At 30.8% G+C, this 18825-nt stretch carries 21 protein-coding genes; 15 read left to right on the plus strand and 6 right to left on the minus strand.

The window, feature by feature from the left end; genetic code table 11:
• Nucleotides 1-268 precede the first annotated feature (268 nt).
• The 4 genes from AC5LXV_RS09345 to AC5LXV_RS09360 all read left to right on the plus strand — a co-directional run bounded on the left by AC5LXV_RS09345 (nucleotide 269) and on the right by AC5LXV_RS09360 (nucleotide 4506).
• Entirely contained in the window at nucleotides 269-1270 is a 1002-nt protein-coding gene (locus tag AC5LXV_RS09345; protein ID WP_493466246.1) for a hypothetical protein, read from the plus strand.
• 296 nt (nucleotides 1271-1566) lie between these two features.
• Entirely contained in the window at nucleotides 1567-2157 is a 591-nt protein-coding gene (locus AC5LXV_RS09350) for a DUF4291 domain-containing protein (protein ID WP_493466247.1), read from the plus strand.
• Nucleotides 2158-2422: 265 nt separating this feature from the next.
• On the plus strand, nucleotides 2423-3364 hold the full coding sequence (locus tag AC5LXV_RS09355) for a zinc-dependent alcohol dehydrogenase family protein (protein ID WP_493466248.1): 942 nt from the start codon (nucleotides 2423-2425) through the stop codon (nucleotides 3362-3364).
• 266 nt (nucleotides 3365-3630) lie between these two features.
• Nucleotides 3631-4506: a DUF4261 domain-containing protein gene (locus AC5LXV_RS09360; protein ID WP_493466249.1), complete on the plus strand. Its 876-nt coding sequence runs from the start codon at nucleotides 3631-3633 to the stop codon at nucleotides 4504-4506.
• 86 nt (nucleotides 4507-4592) lie between these two features.
• On the opposite strand, the gene AC5LXV_RS09365 is transcribed toward AC5LXV_RS09360, so the two are convergent.
• The 3 genes from AC5LXV_RS09365 to AC5LXV_RS09375 all read right to left on the minus strand — a co-directional run bounded on the left by AC5LXV_RS09365 (nucleotide 4593) and on the right by AC5LXV_RS09375 (nucleotide 7324).
• Nucleotides 4593-5009: a DoxX family protein gene (locus AC5LXV_RS09365; protein WP_110433637.1), complete on the minus strand. Its 417-nt coding sequence runs from the start codon at nucleotides 5007-5009 to the stop codon at nucleotides 4593-4595.
• A gap of 253 nt (nucleotides 5010-5262) precedes the next feature.
• A complete protein-coding gene (locus AC5LXV_RS09370) occupies nucleotides 5263-6096 on the minus strand; it encodes a phosphoenolpyruvate hydrolase family protein (protein ID WP_110433636.1) in 834 nt (277 codons plus the stop codon).
• A 16-nt stretch (nucleotides 6097-6112) separates the two neighbouring features.
• Nucleotides 6113-7324: a Tm-1-like ATP-binding domain-containing protein gene (locus AC5LXV_RS09375; RefSeq protein WP_493466250.1), complete on the minus strand. Its 1212-nt coding sequence runs from the start codon at nucleotides 7322-7324 to the stop codon at nucleotides 6113-6115.
• Between the two features lie 179 nt (nucleotides 7325-7503).
• Here AC5LXV_RS09375 and AC5LXV_RS09380 point away from each other — a divergent pair, with 179 nt between their 5' ends.
• The 3 genes from AC5LXV_RS09380 (at nucleotide 7504) to AC5LXV_RS09390 (ending at nucleotide 10621) form a co-directional block, all read left to right on the plus strand.
• Nucleotides 7504-8160 carry a TetR/AcrR family transcriptional regulator gene (locus tag AC5LXV_RS09380; RefSeq protein WP_110433634.1) on the plus strand — a complete coding sequence of 219 codons (657 nt, stop codon included), beginning with the start codon at nucleotides 7504-7506 and terminating at the stop codon, nucleotides 8158-8160.
• A 101-nt stretch (nucleotides 8161-8261) separates the two neighbouring features.
• On the plus strand, nucleotides 8262-9101 hold the full coding sequence (locus tag AC5LXV_RS09385) for an SDR family NAD(P)-dependent oxidoreductase (RefSeq protein WP_493466251.1): 840 nt from the start codon (nucleotides 8262-8264) through the stop codon (nucleotides 9099-9101).
• The gene (locus AC5LXV_RS09390) at nucleotides 9098-10621 is read left to right on the plus strand and encodes an AMP-binding protein (RefSeq protein WP_493466252.1); all 1524 of its coding nucleotides are present in this window, start codon (nucleotides 9098-9100) and stop codon (nucleotides 10619-10621) included. Before AC5LXV_RS09385 ends, AC5LXV_RS09390 begins: the two co-directional genes overlap by 4 nt.
• A 71-nt stretch (nucleotides 10622-10692) precedes the next feature.
• Here the strand turns inward: AC5LXV_RS09390 and AC5LXV_RS09395 are convergent, their stop codons facing one another.
• The 3 genes from AC5LXV_RS09395 to crcB all read right to left on the minus strand — a co-directional run bounded on the left by AC5LXV_RS09395 (nucleotide 10693) and on the right by crcB (nucleotide 12009).
• The gene (locus AC5LXV_RS09395) at nucleotides 10693-10863 is read right to left on the minus strand and encodes a hypothetical protein (protein ID WP_493466253.1); all 171 of its coding nucleotides are present in this window, start codon (nucleotides 10861-10863) and stop codon (nucleotides 10693-10695) included.
• A 263-nt stretch (nucleotides 10864-11126) separates the two neighbouring features.
• Nucleotides 11127-11525 (minus strand): cell division inhibitor SulA, encoded by a 399-nt coding sequence (locus tag AC5LXV_RS09400; protein WP_110433631.1) that lies wholly within the window; start codon nucleotides 11523-11525, stop codon nucleotides 11127-11129.
• Between the two features lie 106 nt (nucleotides 11526-11631).
• On the minus strand, nucleotides 11632-12009 hold the full coding sequence (gene crcB, locus AC5LXV_RS09405) for a fluoride efflux transporter CrcB (RefSeq protein WP_065578679.1): 378 nt from the start codon (nucleotides 12007-12009) through the stop codon (nucleotides 11632-11634).
• Nucleotides 12010-12472: 463 nt separating this feature from the next.
• Between crcB and AC5LXV_RS09410 the strand changes: the two genes are divergently transcribed.
• The 8 genes from AC5LXV_RS09410 to AC5LXV_RS09445 all read left to right on the plus strand — a co-directional run bounded on the left by AC5LXV_RS09410 (nucleotide 12473) and on the right by AC5LXV_RS09445 (nucleotide 17854).
• Nucleotides 12473-13594, plus strand: a complete 1122-nt coding sequence (locus AC5LXV_RS09410; protein WP_493466254.1) for a hypothetical protein — start codon at nucleotides 12473-12475, stop codon at nucleotides 13592-13594.
• A 111-nt stretch (nucleotides 13595-13705) separates the two neighbouring features.
• Nucleotides 13706-14320: a riboflavin synthase subunit alpha gene (locus tag AC5LXV_RS09415; protein WP_493466255.1), complete on the plus strand. Its 615-nt coding sequence runs from the start codon at nucleotides 13706-13708 to the stop codon at nucleotides 14318-14320.
• Nucleotides 14321-14674: 354 nt separating this feature from the next.
• A complete protein-coding gene (locus AC5LXV_RS09420) occupies nucleotides 14675-15121 on the plus strand; it encodes a hypothetical protein (protein WP_493466256.1) in 447 nt (148 codons plus the stop codon).
• A gap of 178 nt (nucleotides 15122-15299) precedes the next feature.
• Nucleotides 15300-15539 carry a hypothetical protein gene (locus AC5LXV_RS09425; protein ID WP_493466257.1) on the plus strand — a complete coding sequence of 80 codons (240 nt, stop codon included), beginning with the start codon at nucleotides 15300-15302 and terminating at the stop codon, nucleotides 15537-15539.
• A 207-nt stretch (nucleotides 15540-15746) separates the two neighbouring features.
• Nucleotides 15747-16223, plus strand: coding sequence for a hypothetical protein (locus AC5LXV_RS09430; RefSeq protein WP_493452094.1), 477 nt, complete (start codon nucleotides 15747-15749; stop codon nucleotides 16221-16223).
• Nucleotides 16224-16708: 485 nt separating this feature from the next.
• The gene (locus AC5LXV_RS09435; RefSeq protein ID WP_493466258.1) at nucleotides 16709-16846 is read left to right on the plus strand and encodes a hypothetical protein; all 138 of its coding nucleotides are present in this window, start codon (nucleotides 16709-16711) and stop codon (nucleotides 16844-16846) included.
• 169 nt (nucleotides 16847-17015) lie between these two features.
• Nucleotides 17016-17405, plus strand: a complete 390-nt coding sequence (locus AC5LXV_RS09440) for a DUF6896 domain-containing protein (RefSeq protein WP_110433625.1) — start codon at nucleotides 17016-17018, stop codon at nucleotides 17403-17405.
• 227 nt (nucleotides 17406-17632) lie between these two features.
• Nucleotides 17633-17854 (plus strand): DUF7336 domain-containing protein, encoded by a 222-nt coding sequence (locus tag AC5LXV_RS09445; RefSeq protein ID WP_493466259.1) that lies wholly within the window; start codon nucleotides 17633-17635, stop codon nucleotides 17852-17854.
• Nucleotides 17855-18825: the final 971 nt, after the last annotated feature.

Here is an 18825-nt window from a genome sequence, read left to right on the forward strand (position 1 = left end):
ACCTTTGAAGATGAATAAAAAATCCTCATTTTTTGACAGAAGTAGCTATTCGTGATAATCCTAATTAAAAGGAATTTAATTATAAACAACTTAGTAATTAGGATTTTATATGCATCATGTTGATAGTTACGTTTTTGACTTGCTCTTTATGATAATATTTTTTTATGGCATTTATGGGTATTCGTTCATATTTGTTTTTGTACCGATGCATTGGATTATTAAAGCAATTTTCACAGTTCCAGTGATTATTTGGCTAATTTTCTGCTTAATGTCTATTGATTCTACTAACATTATTATTTTTTTATTTTCGTTAACCGGTGCTGTTTTTCCAATAATACTGCGACTATGTCAATCACAAGTGAAAAAATCTCATGGTATAAAACGTAAATTTGCTTATACATTCAGTTATGTATTATTACCATTATTTTGTACTTTCTTTTGGCCTGCCTATATAATAGCACCTGTAGTTATCGAATATGTAGAAAGTAGACCAAGTAGTGAATGTAGGGAAAATGGACGTTTAATTGAATTGTCTAAAGATACCATGTTGCGTATTTATCCTAATTCGACATATTCACCATTTTGGATTAGAAAATTAGTTGATTCTACTCTTGTAAATACTTCTGAAAAAAAATTTTGTGAACATTTTTCTCATGCTCAAGCCTATCAAATTGACGAAATCAGTGAAATTAGAATTAATTCAAGAAATTTATGCATTCATCCAACATCTAAAGCAATAATGGCTTATTGCAGTAATATAAAAAATGAACTTTTAAAATTGGATAGATTAGATATCGAATTTGTGAAAAAAAATAAAGATGAAGTTAGTGGTATTCGACTTGAATCATTTCAAAAAAGATTAGAAGATGTAAAGGAGATGAAGAGAAGTAGAAATTCAAAAGATTGGAGTTATGGAGATTGGCTTGAGACAAAACAATTCAACAATGGCATAGAATTACATAGATTTTATAAACATGAAAACACACTAATCATTCCTCAAGTAGATTGGTTGCCACCGCAAACAGAAGCTTTAGAAATTAATTGCTATCGTAAAAGTGTTTTAAGGTGTAGTTATAATTATGAGTATAATCAAGATTGGAATGTATCAGTTTTCTATATATTCAATATTGGCGACAGTATCGAAAATGAAAATGACGATGATGATAATATGCCAATTTATGATCAAGCTTTCATTAATATGAATTTAGAAGGCGCACAAAAAGCTCATCAAATAGTTGAAGATTTTATTGAAGGTCTGAGTGTGAAATGAATTAATATTATAATTTTTAAGTCATCATTAATATGGAAAATGGTAATAAGTAAAATTGAACGGAGCGCGGTTATAAATTATAGAAAATTTGGTATATCGGAACGAGTATTGATACTTAAATATTCAATCAAATCCTCTTAAAAAGAGAATTATATTAGCGTTCGAATATTTTAGGTATCAAATCATAGCTTTGCTTCTATGCCGATTATTGGTATCTAATAGCACCGTTTGCTTCGCTAGCCTGTTGTGCAGGTCATAGAGAAGTAGGATGATGGAAATGTTTTGCGAGGAATTGCATGAAAGAGAGAGAAATAAGAGCAGTATTTGATGAAGAAACAATAACAGTTTATCAAGCATACAGAAAAGAGATAGCTTTATCGGCAATAAAAGCTCAAACATTTGTGCCACCATTTAAAATAGAGAGAATGACATGGATTAAACCTTCTTTTCTTTGGATGATGTATCGATCAGGATGGGCACAAAAAGAGGAACAAGAGCATATTTTAGCTATTAAATTAAAACGTGAAGGTTTTGAATGGGCTTTAAAGCGGGCATGTTTATCCACTTTCAACGATTCTGTTTATCGCGATTATACAAGTTGGCAAGAACAATTAAGCCAGACTCCTGTGCGTGTACAATGGGATCCAGAAAAAAATATTCGACTTGAAAACTTGGATTTCAAATCTATACAAATTGGTTTAAAAAATGAAGCGGTTAAAAAGTATGTTGAAGATTGGATTATTCAAATTGACGACATTACTGACTATGCAAAGACAATTCATCAATTTATTCTCAATAATCAAATAGAAAAAGCAAGCGAAATGCTGCCTATTGAAAAAGTTTATCCTTTACCCGATTCAATAAAGCGTATAATAAATGCTGATTGAAACTAATCAGTTTTCTAATTATTGGATTTTTTGAAGATTGAAATTATGCCATTTTTAATGGTAAGGAATAGTTATCATATATTTTAAGTTTGGCTTATATAGGAGTTTGTTGGTAATTAATGAATATTAAGTTAACTAATAAAATGTGCATTTTATTTAAATCAAATTTGAAAAAGTCATTTTTTTGTCATTAAAATCAGCAAAATAAAATGACCAAATGATAAAAACTTCAATGAAAAACGACCTTGAATAGGGATATAGATAATTGAATCGAGCATTATTTTATAGAAAATTTGGACGGCCAGAACAAGTATTGACGCTTGAATGTTTAAATAAATTAACTATAAAAGAGAACTGTATTAGAGTTCAAATGTTATATGCACCCATCAATGCTTCCGATCTTATTCCAATTACTGGCGCTTATCAGCATCGTATCACTCTGCCACAAATTGCGGGTTATGAAGGGATAGGTAAAGTCATTCAAGCGCCAAAATCTTACCAGCAACTTATTGGCAAACGAGTTTTACCGTTAAGAGGTGAGGGTACTTGGCAATCTTTGGTTGATTCACCAGCCGAGTATGCTATACCCGTTCCCGATTATATTGAAGATAAGATTGCAGCACGAGCATATATTAACCCTGTTGCAGCATGGCTGATGATTAAACAGTTTTCACCCAAAGGAAAGCATATTCTTGTTACAGCGGCAGGTAGTGATTGTGCAAAATTACTATGCAAATTGGCAATAAAATTTGCAGCTTTATCTGTTACAGTTATCTGTCGTTCTGATAATCATGCGCAATATTATAATAAATATGCAATCAAACATATAAAGCAAGATGATAAGCAAACTATCGAATATTTTGCTAGACAAGCTGATATTGTTTTTGACGCTGTTGGTGGCAAGCTTGCGGAAACAATTTTGGATCATATGCCTGATTCAAGTGAATTTGTCTCTTATGGTCTGCTTTCTGGTACTTTTTTTCAACCTAAAAAGCGATTACCTAAAGTTCATTGGTTTCATATTCGCCACTATTTAAAGCAAATAAGTCAACATCAATGGCTAAAGATGTTTGATGATATATGGCCCTTACTAGATACAAATGATTTAAATGTAGCAAATTTATTTGCATTTAATGATTGGCAAGCGGCGATAAAAACTTATCGACAACCCTATAGAAATAATAAACCATTATTAGCATTTGATTAAACCATTGATGTTGTAATATTTATTAGTTAAGAGTATTTAAATATTTATGCTATTTACCCAAGTCGCAAATTATTACCACTTAGGAATCGATGTTTAATTGATTTTTTAATTATTGAATTAAAAAGTTTACAATGGTAAAAAATAATAAATAAAATATTTACTTAATATAGGTAAGTAGATATTATTGGTTCAGTTTTATAGTTTCAATTACTATAAAATGCACTAAATTTGATTTAATTTAAAATAGTTGTAATAAGGAATATAAAATGGGTTTATTTTCTCGTTTTTTTGGCAAAAAAACAGAAGCAAAACAGATGGATAGTTCGATTGTTCCAAATCCTGATATTGATAGTGCCGCTAGCTTAAGTATTGTGTTTAAAGGTGAACTTAATATTGATAATGATAAATTATTAACCAAACTTAAATCGATTGATCCGACTATAAAGGATATCCGATATGAAATACCGTATGGACAACTTGAAGCGGGCATCTGTATTTTAGTGAGTTGGGGAAAACATATTATTAGAATAATTGGTCTCAATGCGCCTTATCCTAAAGATGTATTAGAATTATGTGTTGCTCCAGCTAGTTATAGTCAGGAAATAAAACAACAAGTTTATGAAAGTGATAGTCATTTGTTATTATATTATGTCGGCTATGACCAAGATGTATTAGAGCAGTACTTAGCTTTAACACGTTTAGCGGCATGCTTTGAACAATTTAATGCATTAGCGGTAATTAATGAGAGTGCACATACTTCATTGCCAGTTAGCGCTATTCATGGAATGGTTACGGAAAAAGATGGTTTAACCACTTTAGGGCAATGTTTACCTATATTGTTTTGTGGTTTTGTAAAATATGAAATAGAAAATACTAAAGGGATTTGGATGCGTACTTATGGCGCGCATATATTTGGTTTACCTAATTTTGCTGCATTAGCCAATAGTTATGAGGAAAGTGGCTATTATTTTGATATGTTTAATAATATTTTAAATTATTTACGCCAAAGTCAAGCGACAATGAAACCTGGTGATACGATGGAGATGGGTGATAATCGTATGATGTCACTGCGAGCCCCACAAGATGACGAATATTTCTTAAAAGATAAAGGTGATCTTCTAGTCATTGAAATTAATAACTAATTTTCATATTATCAAATAGTTATAATATCAAAGTTTTAGGAAAGGTAATTCATCGTTCGCTTTTACCTTCCCTAAAATTTAACCTATTAATGATCTAATGAGTGTTGATACTTTTTGTCTGATAAAACAGAAAATCGACCGGTATCTAAGAGTGCAAGACTAAATGCGGTTAAAGACATAAAAGCTGGATACTCCCAACCACCCCCCGGATTAGTAAATGACCAACCATTAGCCCAATGTACAATGGTTATTATTGCTAGTTGAAAGAAAGCAATTAATGCAACCGCACGGGTTAAAATACCTAATAATAACAGTGCACCACCGCCAATTTCAAAAGTGATAACAATATAAGAAAAGAAACCAGGAAAACCAAGAGTATGAAAATACTCAGCAGTTCCTTCAGGGGTTAAAACAAGTAATTTGGTAAAACCATGGGCCAAAAACATCATACCTAAAGCAATACGTAATACAAATGAAGCTACATCAGTTTGATATTCTTTCATATTGTGTTTCCTATATTATGTTAGCAAAATACTAATTATAAAAAAATCATATAGATCTATTACAAAAGCTATTACTTATTTGAAACATAGGATATTGCGTGTGCGATTGTCTCACAATTAGCAATTAATAGTAAAGTAACATAAAATTAACTTCAGTTTTATAACGATATTTATTTACTAAATGGTACAGCTAATTGAAGATAGGTTAAAAAATAGCAGTACGACATTGAATTGTCGCACTGTTATTGCTTACTTATTGTTGGTGTTTGATAGATTTAAATTTTTCTGTCGTTTGTTTAAGAGCAGTTTCGGTTGGCAAACGTTCCATTGAACTTGCACCATAGAAACCATTACAATCAGGACAATTTTGTAAAATATATTCTGCGTCTTCTGGTGTTGAAATAGGTCCGCCATGGCAAAGTATAATAATATCTGGACGAATCGCTTTCGCTGCTTTGGCCCATTGATTGATTAAAGGAACACAATCTGTAAGTTTCAAAGCAGTTTGAGCGCCAATGCTACCGCCAGTGGTTAAGCCCATATGTGGAACTAAAATATCCGCACCTGCTTTGGTCATGTCAATAGCATCTTGTTCACTAAATACATATGGTGTCGTTAGCAGATCTTTTTCATGTGCTTTGCGAATCATCTCAACTTCTAACGCATAGCCCATACCCGTTTCTTCAAGATTAGCTCTAAAATTACCATCAATTAAACCGACAGTAGGGAAGTTTTGTACGCCAGCAAATCCGGTAGCTTTAATTTGATCTAAAAACTGATCGAATTGGCAGAAGGGGTCGGTGCCATTAACGCCAGCTAACACAGGGGTATGTTTTACAACCGGTAATACTTCTTTTGCCATATCCATAACAATTTCATTGGCATTGCCATAAGCTAATAAGCCGGCTAATGATCCACGACCCGCCATACGATAGCGACCAGAATTGTAAATTACAATCAGATCAATACCACCAGCTTCCTCACATTTCGCCGATAATCCTGTACCAGCTCCTCCACCTATGATTGGTTGACCTTTAGCAATCATATCATGGAATTTTTTTAATAATTGAGCACGTTTACTACTCATAATTTTCTCCATTACTTTATTTAATTATATTTTTAAATTCGTTAATAACTAAATTACAAAATTCTGGTGAATTAATATGATGCGAAGTTTTTATTAATCGTCGTTTTTCAGTTTGAATAAAGACTTTTTCAAACTCATCTATGAAAGCTTGATCTGCTTGTGGTGACCAAAAAGGCCCATTTTCAATATCAAGTGCAGAAAATCCACTTTCAGGAATAATAAAAACTACTTCACCTTGACATTTATTTAGTTTAGTAGCGATCCAATTTGCCATGATTTTATTTTCTTCTGGCGTGGTTCTCATTAAAGTAACTTGTGGATTATGAGGATAAAACAGACGATCTCGATATTTTTCTGGAATAGTATCCGGACTACCGAAATTAACCATATCAAGGGCGCCACATGATCCGATATATGGAACTTGACTTCTTGCGATGGCTTCAAATCGGTCATCGTCACAAGCAAGTACTCCATCAAACAGATGATCACAAACTTCCGTTGTAGTAATATCAAGTACACCTTTTAAGAGATGGCTATCAGCTAATTTTTCCATTGCTTTACCGCCACTACCCGTTGCATGAAAAACTAAACAATCATATTTATCATTTAATTTTGCTGAAAGTGATTGAACACACGGAGTAGTAACACCGAACATGGTTAATCCAATTGCTGGTTTATCTTCGACTTGTTCTTGGGTTTTAAATAACACTGAACCTGCAATAGCATTAGCTGCATTGGAGAGTACTTTTCTTGATATAACATTTACGCCAGCAATATCGGTAACGGAATAGAGCATCGCAATATCGCTTGCACCGATATATCCTGATATATCACCTGAAGCCATGGTTGAAACCATCAACTTTGGTACGCCAATAGGCAGTGCTTGCATAGCTGGAGTGATTAATGCGGTACCACCTGAGCCACCTAAACCGAGGATAGCGTCAACATCATTTTGCGCTATTAAAAATTGTTTAAATGCATTAGCCATTGCAACGATAGCCGTTCCTCTATCGGTGGCAAAAACAGCTATTTCACCCTCGGGATGATATTTAGCAACAGTGCTGGCGCTAATATCAGCAATGTGATTAAAAGAATGTGGTTGTTTAGTAGAGATATCAACTATTTTACTGTTAAGATTTTGTCGATTCAGTAAATGTTTGATAAAAACAACTTCCTCTCCTTTTGTGTCTAGTGTAGCGACCAAGTAAATCAATTTATGCGATACCATTCATTTTTCCTTAACAGATAAAATAGAACTAATACTCTAATTTAAATTGTAAACAACTACATTGTTAATTATATGCTAAAAATGAGATTTAAGTCTCATTATTTTTAAGTTTTTTTAAAAATTTAGTTATTTTCATAAAAGATGTATAATATACAGACATTTATATAAAAAATAACACTATGAATATAAATAATTCATCAAGCGTGAAAAAGTACACTGGTGCAAAAAAACGCACTTATGATAAGCTAATTAATGTTGCTATCGAGGCTTTAGAACACGGTAAAGATATATCCATTACTCAATTATCAGACATATGTGGTATTTCCAGAGCAACAGCTTATCGTTACTTTCCAACCAAAAGTGATTTGATATCAGCAGTGGTGGAACAATCTCTTGGCCCTATATTTTTCTGGACATCCGATAAAGAAAAAGTTGAAGATCGAATAAATGACTTTTTAGTATTTGCATTTCCGCAAATGTTAAAACATGAAGGAGTATTACGTGCGGCACTAAGACTTTCATTGCAACAATGGGCGATGGAACGCTCAAAAATTGTCGAACAATCACAAAAACTTGTTCGTGGTAATCGTAAAGAGATTCTGTCTAGATTATTACAGCCACTCAAGCAGCAATTACCTGAAGAGATCTATAATAATGTTATATACTCAATCTCGATTATATATGGTTCTGAAATTTTTATGGTATTGAAAGATATTTGGAACTTAGAAAACCAGCAAGTCATCACACTGGTGCAATGGATAGCTAAAGCTATCATTAACCAAGCCAAAGAAGATGCCCAAATGGAACTTACCGATGAGATACTCAAAATTGGTTAATTGCGAACAAAACATACAACACCATCGATTAAGCTTAATATGTTGTTTTTTTTGATAACTGTTTTAAACTAGTAGAATATTTAGTTTTAATCGAACAATAAATGGCTGTCTTAACTAATTTCCTTAATAAAATTCTTTTTCCGATAATTAAACCAGATTTTCAAAAACTCGAAGAACAGTTATCTAAAAAAACGATTATTATTACTGGAGCAAGCTATGGAATAGGTGAATCACTTTGCAAACTCATCGCTAACATTGATTGCCATCTTATTTTAGTCGCCAGAACAAAAGAGAAATTAGAAGAGATCCAAATATCTTTATCTAGCCAAAAAGCAACCATTCAACTCTATGCAGCTGATCTGCGTGATGTTAACCAATTAGATAACTTTTTAAATTTTATTCAATCCTATCACATTGATATTTTTGTTAATAATGCCGGGATATCGATTTGTCGATCAATTATGCAATCGCTTGATCGTCGGCATGATTTTGAGAGAACGATCAAATTAAACTATTTGGCACCAGTGAGCTTATGCTTAGCATTGATACCTAAATTGGCACAATCACACGGACAAATTATAAATGTTTCGGCGATTAATGTTTTGTTAGCTCCAACCGTAAATTGGGCGGCTTATCAAGCGTCAAAAACAGCGTTTGATCAGTGGTTACAATGTGCAACACCAGAACTTAGAAATCAAAATATCCATGTCTCAACAGTCTATTTACCGTTAGTTAAAACGCGTATGATTTTGCCAACAAAGGCTTATCAAAATTTTCCAGCATTAACACCAGTTCAAGCCGCAACCATCATCTGTCGTTTACTACAAACTAAAAAACGCCAGTATAAACCATGGTGGATAATTATAGGACAAATAACATCAGTGTTGTTTTCTGGAATCTGGCTTAAATTAACTACATACTATATAAAGCATAAGAAATGATTAATATTATTCTAGCACTTATTAAAACGAAATTATTAACCTTTAAAGGAATATGGTTGCTATTAAAAAGTATACCAACTGTCGGCATGAATTTAATGGCTTTACTTTATATTCGTCACCAACTATGTCCGCAACAGATAGCTATTAACGAAAATGGTAACGAACTTGATTATCAGACGCTCTATAATCAAGTTCAACATCTAGCAAAGCAATTGGCAGCTTACTGTAATATCCAACCAGGTCAAAAAATTGCCATGATGGCTAATAATCATTCACTTCTAATACAAACGCTTTTTGCGTTGGCAAGATTAGGTGCAGATATCTATCTAATTAACACTGAATTATCGTCCGAGCAGCTTAAAAATATCAATCATAATATCGATTTTGATTTAATAATATATGATCCAGAAGTATCAGAAATTGCCTCTTCACTGGCAATCAGCAAGATAGCAACATTACAAGATAATCAAGTTTGTATCAGTTCACTTTTAAAGAGCCCATTGCTTAATCAAACAATAAAACTTAAAGTGACGCACTTTTCAAAAATTACCGTCCTAACCAGTGGTACGACACAACGCTTTAAGCTAGCCACACGAAAAAGCCATGCGCAAAATTTTATCACTCCTTTTTGTCAGTTATTGATTAAACTCAAACTTAGCCATTACAATAAAGTGTATATAGCAACGCCTATATATCATGGCTTTGGTCTGGCAACGTTATGTTTCTCTACGTTATTAGGGGCAACGATATTTATTACCAAGCGTTTTCAAACGCAAATTGCCTGTCATATGATTGCGAAATATCAGATTGAAGTTGTTACGCTGGTTCCTTTGATGCTCTCTCGCATGATAAATCATTCTGAACAGCAACTTAGGAGCTTACGTTGTATCATTACTGGTGGTGCGCCAATCACTATAACCTTAGTTAACAGAGTCTTAAATCAATTGGGTAAAGTGTTATTTAATTTATATGGCACATCTGAAGCCGGAGTATGCATGATTGCGACACCTGATGATTTAAGTAAAAATCCGACAACAATCGGCAAACCAATAAAAGGGTTGAGAACTAAGCTTATTTCCCAAAATCATACTACACCTGGAACTAATGAACTTTTTATAAAGTGTGCATGGTCAATTGCAGGAAAAGATTGGATAGCCACAGGCGATTTAGCTGAAAAAGATAATCAAGGTTACTATTATTTAAAAGGGCGGGTTGACGATATGATAGTATCAGGCGGCGAAAATGTTTATCCTTTTGAAATCGAAAATCATTTATTAAAACATGAAGAGATTAAAGAAGTAGCGATTATTTGTGTTGATGATGAAGAATTTGGCCAACGATTTATTGCTTTTATTGTTTTAACACCAAAATCTATGCAAACAGAATCATCAATTCTAACTTGGTTAAGAGCTAAAGTTGCACGTTTTCAACTGCCGAAAAAAATATATATTATTGACGAATTTCCAATGACTGGTATTGGCAAGGTCGACAGAAAAAAATTAAAACAATTAATCGAGTAAAGCCGTTGTTAGATCATCAAATGTATTAAACAAAATTCTTAACTATTTTTAAACTAGTTAATAGTATGTTATTAAAAGATAAGTATACCTTTAGCAAGTGTTGCCCAAAACGGTTTATCAGTTTTTTCAACTAAAAAAACGGATTTATTAGCCTTATCGAAGCCACTTTGAATTAGGCTGATTGTTTTAGCATGATTATCTTTTGTGTGAAATTGTTCTTGCAATAAAGAATTTATTTTCAAGAATTTTCTAAAACCTATAAAAGCGTTATAACATCAATATTCATTTTATTTGCTGAAATGATCTGTATGATTTCATCAAGACTTGCAAATCAATAGGCTAAGGTGGCAAGAATGATGAATTTAGGATGAATAATCAACTGTTTTTTAAACAGTTTTTTAATTTGTTTTATAAATAATAAATAATTAAAAAAGACACTGCCATGTAAGGTAGTGTCTTTATTTGAAGTTAATTAGATAATTAACTTGTTATCATAACTATTCTCTTAATGATACTGAATTGGTGATTGATTTTGTTCGTCATCAACTAAAACTAAACAAGTATCACTGGTTAATACCGCTTGTTGTAAACGCTGTTTCGCTTGCTCATTAAGCCCATTAATGCAAGCAACTATATAACTACAAGTTTTATTTTGTAATGCTTTTTCAATAGTCGAGACTAAATTCTCTTTATTTAAATGAGTTAAATGAACGACTTTCTGTTTATCAAGTCCTGCAATATTTATCCATGAGCGTTTTAGCATCGGTCGATCTGACAACCACAATTGCCATTTCTTTTCTTTGTTAAATGAACGTAATAAAGGCCGCTGTTGTTGTAACACCTGTTGAAAGGGTGTTTCAAAATTGATAGCCATAAGTTGTGGTGAAGAATGTTCAATAAGCATAATAACTCCAATGCTGTTGATTTATACAGTGTATATTAATACAGTGATTTGGAGTTGTAAATACTCTCTATAAGCATTTTTATCTTATCTGCGAGAAAAACTATCTTTATGAACGAAAATATTGATAGGTCAAAATCCCTAAAAATGTCATTAGAACTGATCCGGCGACATGAATAGCAATAGTTGTTAATCCCCAACCAATACGGCCTTCTTGTAGAAAGTTAACTATCTCCGCCGAAAAAGTGGAAAAGGTCGATAATCCACCGCAAAAACCAGTGATCACTAATAATCGCCACTCAGCAGATAAGTTTGAATGATTAAAAAAAGCTATTGCAAAGCCAATAATATAACCCGCAATCAGATTAGATAGTAACGTTCCTAATGGAATCGCAAAGGCAATAATATTTAATTTAAGTGACAGAAACCACCGCAATAAACCACCGGCAACTGAACCTACCGATATAGCTAAAATAAGTTTTAACATGTAAAATCCTTAAAAATATGGTACATTTTTATTCAATTTATTTTTTATGGTTAATGGCAACGAATAATAACTATAACCGAGACAAAAAGAAAATGCATATCTTTTGTTGCAGCATCATTTTGGATTTAAAAATTCGACAGCTTATATTCGAATTTTACTCTTAACTTTAGAAAAATCATTTAATAAAGAAATTATGAATCTATTACATAAAGTTGTTATGCATATAATTTTTTATATAAACATGTTTGTTAAGTATGGTTATTTTGTTTACTTCTTACCATTTATTATATGAATTATTGCTATTAATAATGAAACTTATACAATTGATAAAATAATTGACAAAGCTTTGAACTACAATTAAAACCTGATGTAAAAAATAAAATAAGATCAAATGATTAAAGTTAGTTTAATTTTAAAACTTAACAAATTGAATTAGAAAACAATAACAGGAAAAATCATAATTATGCTACCAAAAACGGATATACCTTTTAACACGCAATATCAGCAAACTGCTTTAGGGCCAATGATTATTTTAAAATCACCTTATGGTTTTTCTTTTCCGGAGGCCATTAGTTATCAAAATAAAACAATCATTACTTGCAACTACTATACCAATTCTGATGGTCATAGTTATAAAGTGATTTATATTATGCTTGACAGTGATTTACAAAATTATACATCCTATATAGAATCTGATGGTTATTTGCCAACATTTTTTATTAACCCAGATGGAAAATTGTATACTTCTATTGAGGTTGATCATCCTGATAAATACGGTTTAATCACCATGCTTCCTTGTTTTGAACGCGATAATATTACTTATCCAAAACCTAAAAAAATGCTACCTAGTGATTATATTGGTATTTTCCATAATTTTGCCATGTTTAAGTATGTTAATATTTTTTCAACCAAACAGTTGGATAAATTGGTTGCGGTTGAATTTAAAGACGGTGAGTTAAAAAAAACCTATACTTCAAAAATTCCTTTACCAAAATATAATGTATTTAGTATAAATAATGACAATCAACAAATTCATATCATTGCGAAAGATGAAGAAAACTGTTGGCTACATCGTAAAATCGATGAAAAAGGTAAAGTATTACAATCAAGGAGTATTGATATAACCTGTGATCATTATCCCTCTTGTATTTTAAACTTAAGTTTTGAAGAATCATCATATGTTGTAAGTTATGACGAAGATGGAATTTTTTATCTAATTACTATTACCTCACAAGGTGAGGCGATACGAGATAAGTTATTTGATATAGATTGTTGTATATATTCAGTATGGGAACCGGTAAAAATTGCCAATGAAACATTTGTGATTCGTTTTACTATAGAAACAGGAAACGGCTGGATAACCTTGCGAAACAATAAAGTGATCGAGGCATTTTTACAACAGCAACCTGGCAAATTTAATAATTTACTTACTAATGAAAATATCGTATTAGCCAAAGAAGAATTGTTTATTTCTGATGTGATTTCCTGCCAAAACAATAGTTATACAATTGTGTTTTATAGTGATCAACAAGATAGTAGTAAAAATAATACAACTTTGTTTATTTTAAACAGAACGCTTATTTGAATCTGTTTTTTAAGTTGATATCAGGGTTAGGTAAATTTGCTTAATGATAGATAATTACCTAATGATTAAGTAAAATAGAAGCTTATATTCGTTTAATTTAAGGAATAAAGTATGTTTACAGGTATTGTTCAGGGTGTAGGTAAAATTATTGATATCATCGATCAAGATAAATTACGAACTTATCAAGTCAAACTGCCACATCATTTAATCAATAATATTGAAATTGGTGCATCAATAGCGAATGATGGCTGTTGCTTAACCGTAACAGGGATTGAAAATGATTGTGTAACTTTTGATATTATGCAAGAAACATTAGCTTTAACAACTCTCGGTAGTAAAAAGTTAAATGATTTGGTAAATATTGAACGAAGTGCTAAATACGGTGATGAAATTGGTGGTCATGTAATGTCTGGTCATGTCTCTTGCCGAGCCACCATTATTGACATCCAGAAAACAGCAACCAACTGTCAAATGACGTTAGCTATGCCAGAAAAATTTATGAAGTATGTTTTATACAAAGGTTTTATTGGTATAGATGGCGCAAGTTTAACCGTGGGAGAAGTCAAAGATAATCAATTTAACATTCATCTAATTCCAGAAACATTAGCGATTACCACTTTAGATTGTAAAAAGATTGGTGATGAGGTAAATATTGAAATTGATTCACAAACGCAAGCTATTGTTGATACGGTTGAAAGGGTATTAGCAGCGAAAAAGTACAGTTAATCAATGACAAATGTTTAAGAGTTAAATAAAAAAATATCATAAAAAAAGCTATAATTGTTCTATTTGTTCTTATTAATTTCATTTCGCTGTTTGCTAGACCAGTAATACCATTGTTATTGAATGTATTGCCAGAAAATATAAGCAATAGATTGAGTAAATTATTTAAAGATATACGGGTTAGTGAAAAACAATTAATTAATATTGAATAAATAAAATTCTGTTTTAATGAGTTTTATATGCATTGTAATGTTAGTCGAAAATTATTGAAATAGCATTAAATAATCTTAAACTTCAATCATTCAAATCTAAATAACCATTATCAGAAAAATATAATCACACAATTGAGAAAATATTATGTCGAATGATGTAAGAGGATATATAGATTATATAGAAGATTATAATTTATCAGCCTTAATAATTTTATTAGAAGACAAATATAATATAGGAATAGAAGAAATTGAAAAAGATAAATTATACAATTTTCCTTCGGCAACAGTAGCAAATAACCAAAGAAAACGATTTATTTTCAACATTGGAGATGATAACGAATATTATTGTGCAAGTTTTTTAATTGATTATATTAATTATGCCCCTGAAGCTGATATAGGTTTTCCGATAGAAGGCAAAAAGCGTCTAAATATTCTTTTGGATGTTATGTCAGAAATAATTGAAATCACAAAAGCATCCAAAATGGTGATTGCAATAACTGATAGCTGCCAAATAGAAACCATAAAAAAAATAAAATTCGCTGAGATGCGAGACTTTATTCATGTTGATTTCACCATACCAAGCACCACCTAACACACTTTATGAAATCATCTGCGAATAAACCGATAATCATCTTATTTTTCAGATTTGGAAAATTTTATATAAGGTTAACTAATAATGTTAAATCTATGATAATAATCAATTGATCAATTTTTAATTAATCATTTCATATAATTAAGTAAAGATGAAATTACTATCATTAAATAAACTTATGCTAGTTGAACGAAATATTATTGTTATGTCTGATACGAATCAAGATGAGGAAATAGAAGATAATGAAAATTTAGTTGGCGCTGTAGATGAATATCTAGTACTAAATTCCAATGAATTAATCAGTTATGGACTAGATAATTATAAGATTGGTGACCGTTGCCATATCAAGGATATTAATGATGACTATGTTTTCAAAATGATATATAAAAATATAACTATTGTAGAATTAAGTGAATAACACTCTTTCTTAAAATTATAATACTAATCTACTTCTGTAATTTAAATCATCTGAAAGAAAATAATAATTTTTTATTAGGAGTGCTATTTTATAAGTTCGACAATCAATTTGTCTCATTAAGCTGCGTTAATCATAGCTTGCCCAATTATAGTGAACCTAGCTGTCCTGATTAGTTATCTTTAAAGCGTATAGATTAAGGAGTAATAAATGAATAATTATATTTTCGGTTATCTTGCCGAAATTAAATGTAATAACTATAAACAAGTATTGGATGAAATAGCTGGAAAATACGGTATTGGCTTAAAAGAAATACTAACAGAGCAACTATTTCAATTTACAGAAAAGTATTTGCCGAATAAAAATCAAACTAATTTCGTGTTTTCAATGAGTGATAGTGCTGAACGAGTTGAAGCTGATTATTTAATAGATTATTTAGATTATGCACCTGAAATGCAATGCAAATTTCCATCGTCAGGAAAAGATCGATTGCTTATTTTAATTGATATATTAAAGGATATGATGATTCAATCAAAGTGCTCTAAACTTGTAATTTCACTAACTGATTCTGGTTATATTTATTCTTATAAAAGTATAGTATTTGCTCATTTATCTGAAATTTTGCTTGATGATTTTGAGAAAAATCAGGGAGTACCTGATACACTTTATGAAATCATCTGTGAGTAGAATTATAATCATGTTATTTTTCATAGCTTGAAAGCTTGGCTTGTAAGATTTTTAGTACTTTAAGATGAGCATATATTGATTGAAATACATATTGACAAATCACTTTAGAATTAAAGTGTTATCTATTTTTATTTGGTCATAAAACGCTGAAATTACCGAGTAAACCTCAAGCACTCTTGCTGCTGCTTTAAAATCGGATCCGAATCATAAAAGATACAGTCGACTTATTAAATTGATATGTAAATTTCAAAAGATCATTATGGATTACATTTTATCAAATGCATATTTTTTAACATGAAGATCAAATATAAGTGAAGCGTTATAGTATCTTCAATTATTTTTACAAAATTCCATAATATACCAAATCAAAGTATCCATTATCCGGATACAGTAGCCTACCAATTAGAGTGATTACTATTACAGAATATTTCAATTAATCATTTAATTATCAGGGATAATAAGTATCAGGAGAATCTTTTAAAGGTTTGGTTAAAGATATTAAAGATATTAAAGATATTAAAGATATTAAAGATATTAAAGATATTAAAGATATTAAAGATATTAAAGATATTAAAGATATTAAAGATATTAAAGAAAGTGACTTGGTAAAACCCAATCTTTAAACGAAGTTATTGTTATTGGCAAACGATTATTATTAATAGACATCATGGATCTGCTAAGGCAAAATTAGTTAGGATATAGAATATGTCTATAATTTTGATCAAACCATAAGTAGAGAAAACGTAGCTCAACTTTTTATTTGAATTATAAAAACTAAAATAGGTAATAAAAATGTATGAAAAAATACTTGAATATGTTGAGTTACAGAAAAAGATAACAACTGAATTTAAAAGATTAAATGCAAATTGTTTAGATTTCAGCTATTTATTAGATTTTCCAAAAAAAGGAAAATTTTGTTTAAATAGTGAAGAATGGAGTTTTGTTAAACATGGTTCAGGTTTTAGGTTTATACGCATAGCTCCTTTACCTCGTATAATTATCCATCCTCATGTTTTTCCTTTTGCCTACAAAATAGTTGATGCTTGGCGATTACTACAATTCTGGCAATCGCAGACAGGAGATATCTATGATGAACATGTGATAAGAGCTCAATTAGAAACACTATTTTTAGATAAAATGTTAGAAAAAATAAATCTTAATCAATATCAGATCAAAAATTAATATTGTATTAGTTTTGAATCTTTTCTCGATGACGTAACGTGAATGAGTATAATTGTTGTAACAAATAGCGAATCAAAATTAGAGGCTAATGATTAAAATTATGCAAATACCAACTTGAAACAAGTTGATGGTAGAACACACCAAATAGTGAAGTTATAGCTTAGTAAAATCCGATAATAGGATGATAGATCATTTATAAAACCCAATTAACTTATAGGGATATAAAAATGCGAAAAGTATATTATTTGTACCATGTTCGTTATGGAGATACTGATGATGAAGATTTTAGGATAATCGGTATTTATAGTTCACGTAAACAGGCTAAATTAGCTATAGAACGAATGAAAAAAAAACGGGTTTTATTGATTATCCAAATGACTTTTATATTGATGAGTATATCATTGATAAAGATTATTGGACCGATGGCTTTAGTTATGAAAAAGATTTGAAATGATATGTACTAACTTATTAGTCATGGGAACGTAGCAGTTGGTTAAGATTGGCTTTTATACTTTGGATCTGTTTGTATTTTAGGGTTGTAACCAGTGGTACCTAATCGTTTAATAGACTTCCGTGCCTGAGATTAGCCGGTACCTGATTTACGTTTCGACTGTGATTTAGCCTATTCAAATTAACGTTTTTATCCATTTTCACCTTAATGAAAAACGGTTTACTAATAATCAATTATCAATAACCCGATATAGACCCCTCAATTTTTTTATAAAACTAAGCCTCTAAATCAAATCAAAGTATCAATTATTTATAAACGCTTGCAACTAATCAGAAAATTTCATCGTTAAAGACAGATATGATATCACTGTCGGTAATATCACTAACAGCAAAGAGGCGGTGACTGTTTTGAAAATTGAAGAACCGACATCAGCAAACATCGGCCTGATACCGATACTATTTTTTATATTTTGAATTATAACTCTTAAATATATGCAGAAAATAATCATTTTTCTTCCCTGATATGGTTATCTTTTAAAAAGTAATATTTTATTAAAGTGACTAAAAACATTTTTCAATTTTAATAGGTATAATTGAGATGATTTGGTTAAGGAACGTTTATTTCCTCATATAATTCAAAAATGTTAATACAAATTTTCACTAAAAAACTATACACCGAAGTTGATAAATTCAATGTTAGTGTATTCAAGTTTGATTTAGTTTTAGTCGTTATAAAACAGTACCTTATATTTATTAGACGTTTTTTATCAATATAATAAAAATATTCATAAGTAGAATCCATATTAGCCGGGTAGTTTAGGATTGCTATTTGACAAAATTCTGACTGCAAAATTACTCAAAGTGAATTGGTTAGCTTTAGCTAATGCACTGGATAAATTAATACTTTTCTCATGTTTTTTCTACCATTGGTTGTTTAGTTTAAAAACCTATCACTATGTTTTGTTTGATT

This window comes from Gilliamella sp. LMG 34359 (assembly GCF_984569085.1).

Excerpts from the sequence above, each read along its gene's own strand:
- AC5LXV_RS09430 (WP_493452094.1), top strand. The coding sequence starts at position 15,747 with ATGAATAATTATATTTTCGGTTATCTTGCCGAAATTAAATGTAATAAC.
- AC5LXV_RS09400 (WP_110433631.1), bottom strand. The coding sequence starts at position 11,525 with ATGCTTATTGAACATTCTTCACCACAACTTATGGCTATCAATTTTGAA.
- AC5LXV_RS09440 (WP_110433625.1), top strand. The coding sequence starts at position 17,016 with ATGTATGAAAAAATACTTGAATATGTTGAGTTACAGAAAAAGATAACA.
- crcB (WP_065578679.1), bottom strand. The coding sequence starts at position 12,009 with ATGTTAAAACTTATTTTAGCTATATCGGTAGGTTCAGTTGCCGGTGGT.
- AC5LXV_RS09385 (WP_493466251.1), top strand. The coding sequence starts at position 8,262 with ATGGCTGTCTTAACTAATTTCCTTAATAAAATTCTTTTTCCGATAATT.
- AC5LXV_RS09360 (WP_493466249.1), top strand. The coding sequence starts at position 3,631 with ATGGGTTTATTTTCTCGTTTTTTTGGCAAAAAAACAGAAGCAAAACAG.
- AC5LXV_RS09380 (WP_110433634.1), top strand. The coding sequence starts at position 7,504 with ATGAATATAAATAATTCATCAAGCGTGAAAAAGTACACTGGTGCAAAA.
- AC5LXV_RS09345 (WP_493466246.1), top strand. The coding sequence starts at position 269 with ATGTCTATTGATTCTACTAACATTATTATTTTTTTATTTTCGTTAACC.
- AC5LXV_RS09390 (WP_493466252.1), top strand. The coding sequence starts at position 9,098 with ATGATTAATATTATTCTAGCACTTATTAAAACGAAATTATTAACCTTT.
- AC5LXV_RS09375 (WP_493466250.1), bottom strand. The coding sequence starts at position 7,324 with ATGGTATCGCATAAATTGATTTACTTGGTCGCTACACTAGACACAAAA.
- AC5LXV_RS09410 (WP_493466254.1), top strand. The coding sequence starts at position 12,473 with ATGCTACCAAAAACGGATATACCTTTTAACACGCAATATCAGCAAACT.
- AC5LXV_RS09415 (WP_493466255.1), top strand. The coding sequence starts at position 13,706 with ATGTTTACAGGTATTGTTCAGGGTGTAGGTAAAATTATTGATATCATC.
- AC5LXV_RS09425 (WP_493466257.1), top strand. The coding sequence starts at position 15,300 with ATGCTAGTTGAACGAAATATTATTGTTATGTCTGATACGAATCAAGAT.
- AC5LXV_RS09365 (WP_110433637.1), bottom strand. The coding sequence starts at position 5,009 with ATGAAAGAATATCAAACTGATGTAGCTTCATTTGTATTACGTATTGCT.
- AC5LXV_RS09445 (WP_493466259.1), top strand. The coding sequence starts at position 17,633 with ATGCGAAAAGTATATTATTTGTACCATGTTCGTTATGGAGATACTGAT.
- AC5LXV_RS09370 (WP_110433636.1), bottom strand. The coding sequence starts at position 6,096 with ATGAGTAGTAAACGTGCTCAATTATTAAAAAAATTCCATGATATGATT.
- AC5LXV_RS09420 (WP_493466256.1), top strand. The coding sequence starts at position 14,675 with ATGTCGAATGATGTAAGAGGATATATAGATTATATAGAAGATTATAAT.
- AC5LXV_RS09350 (WP_493466247.1), top strand. The coding sequence starts at position 1,567 with ATGAAAGAGAGAGAAATAAGAGCAGTATTTGATGAAGAAACAATAACA.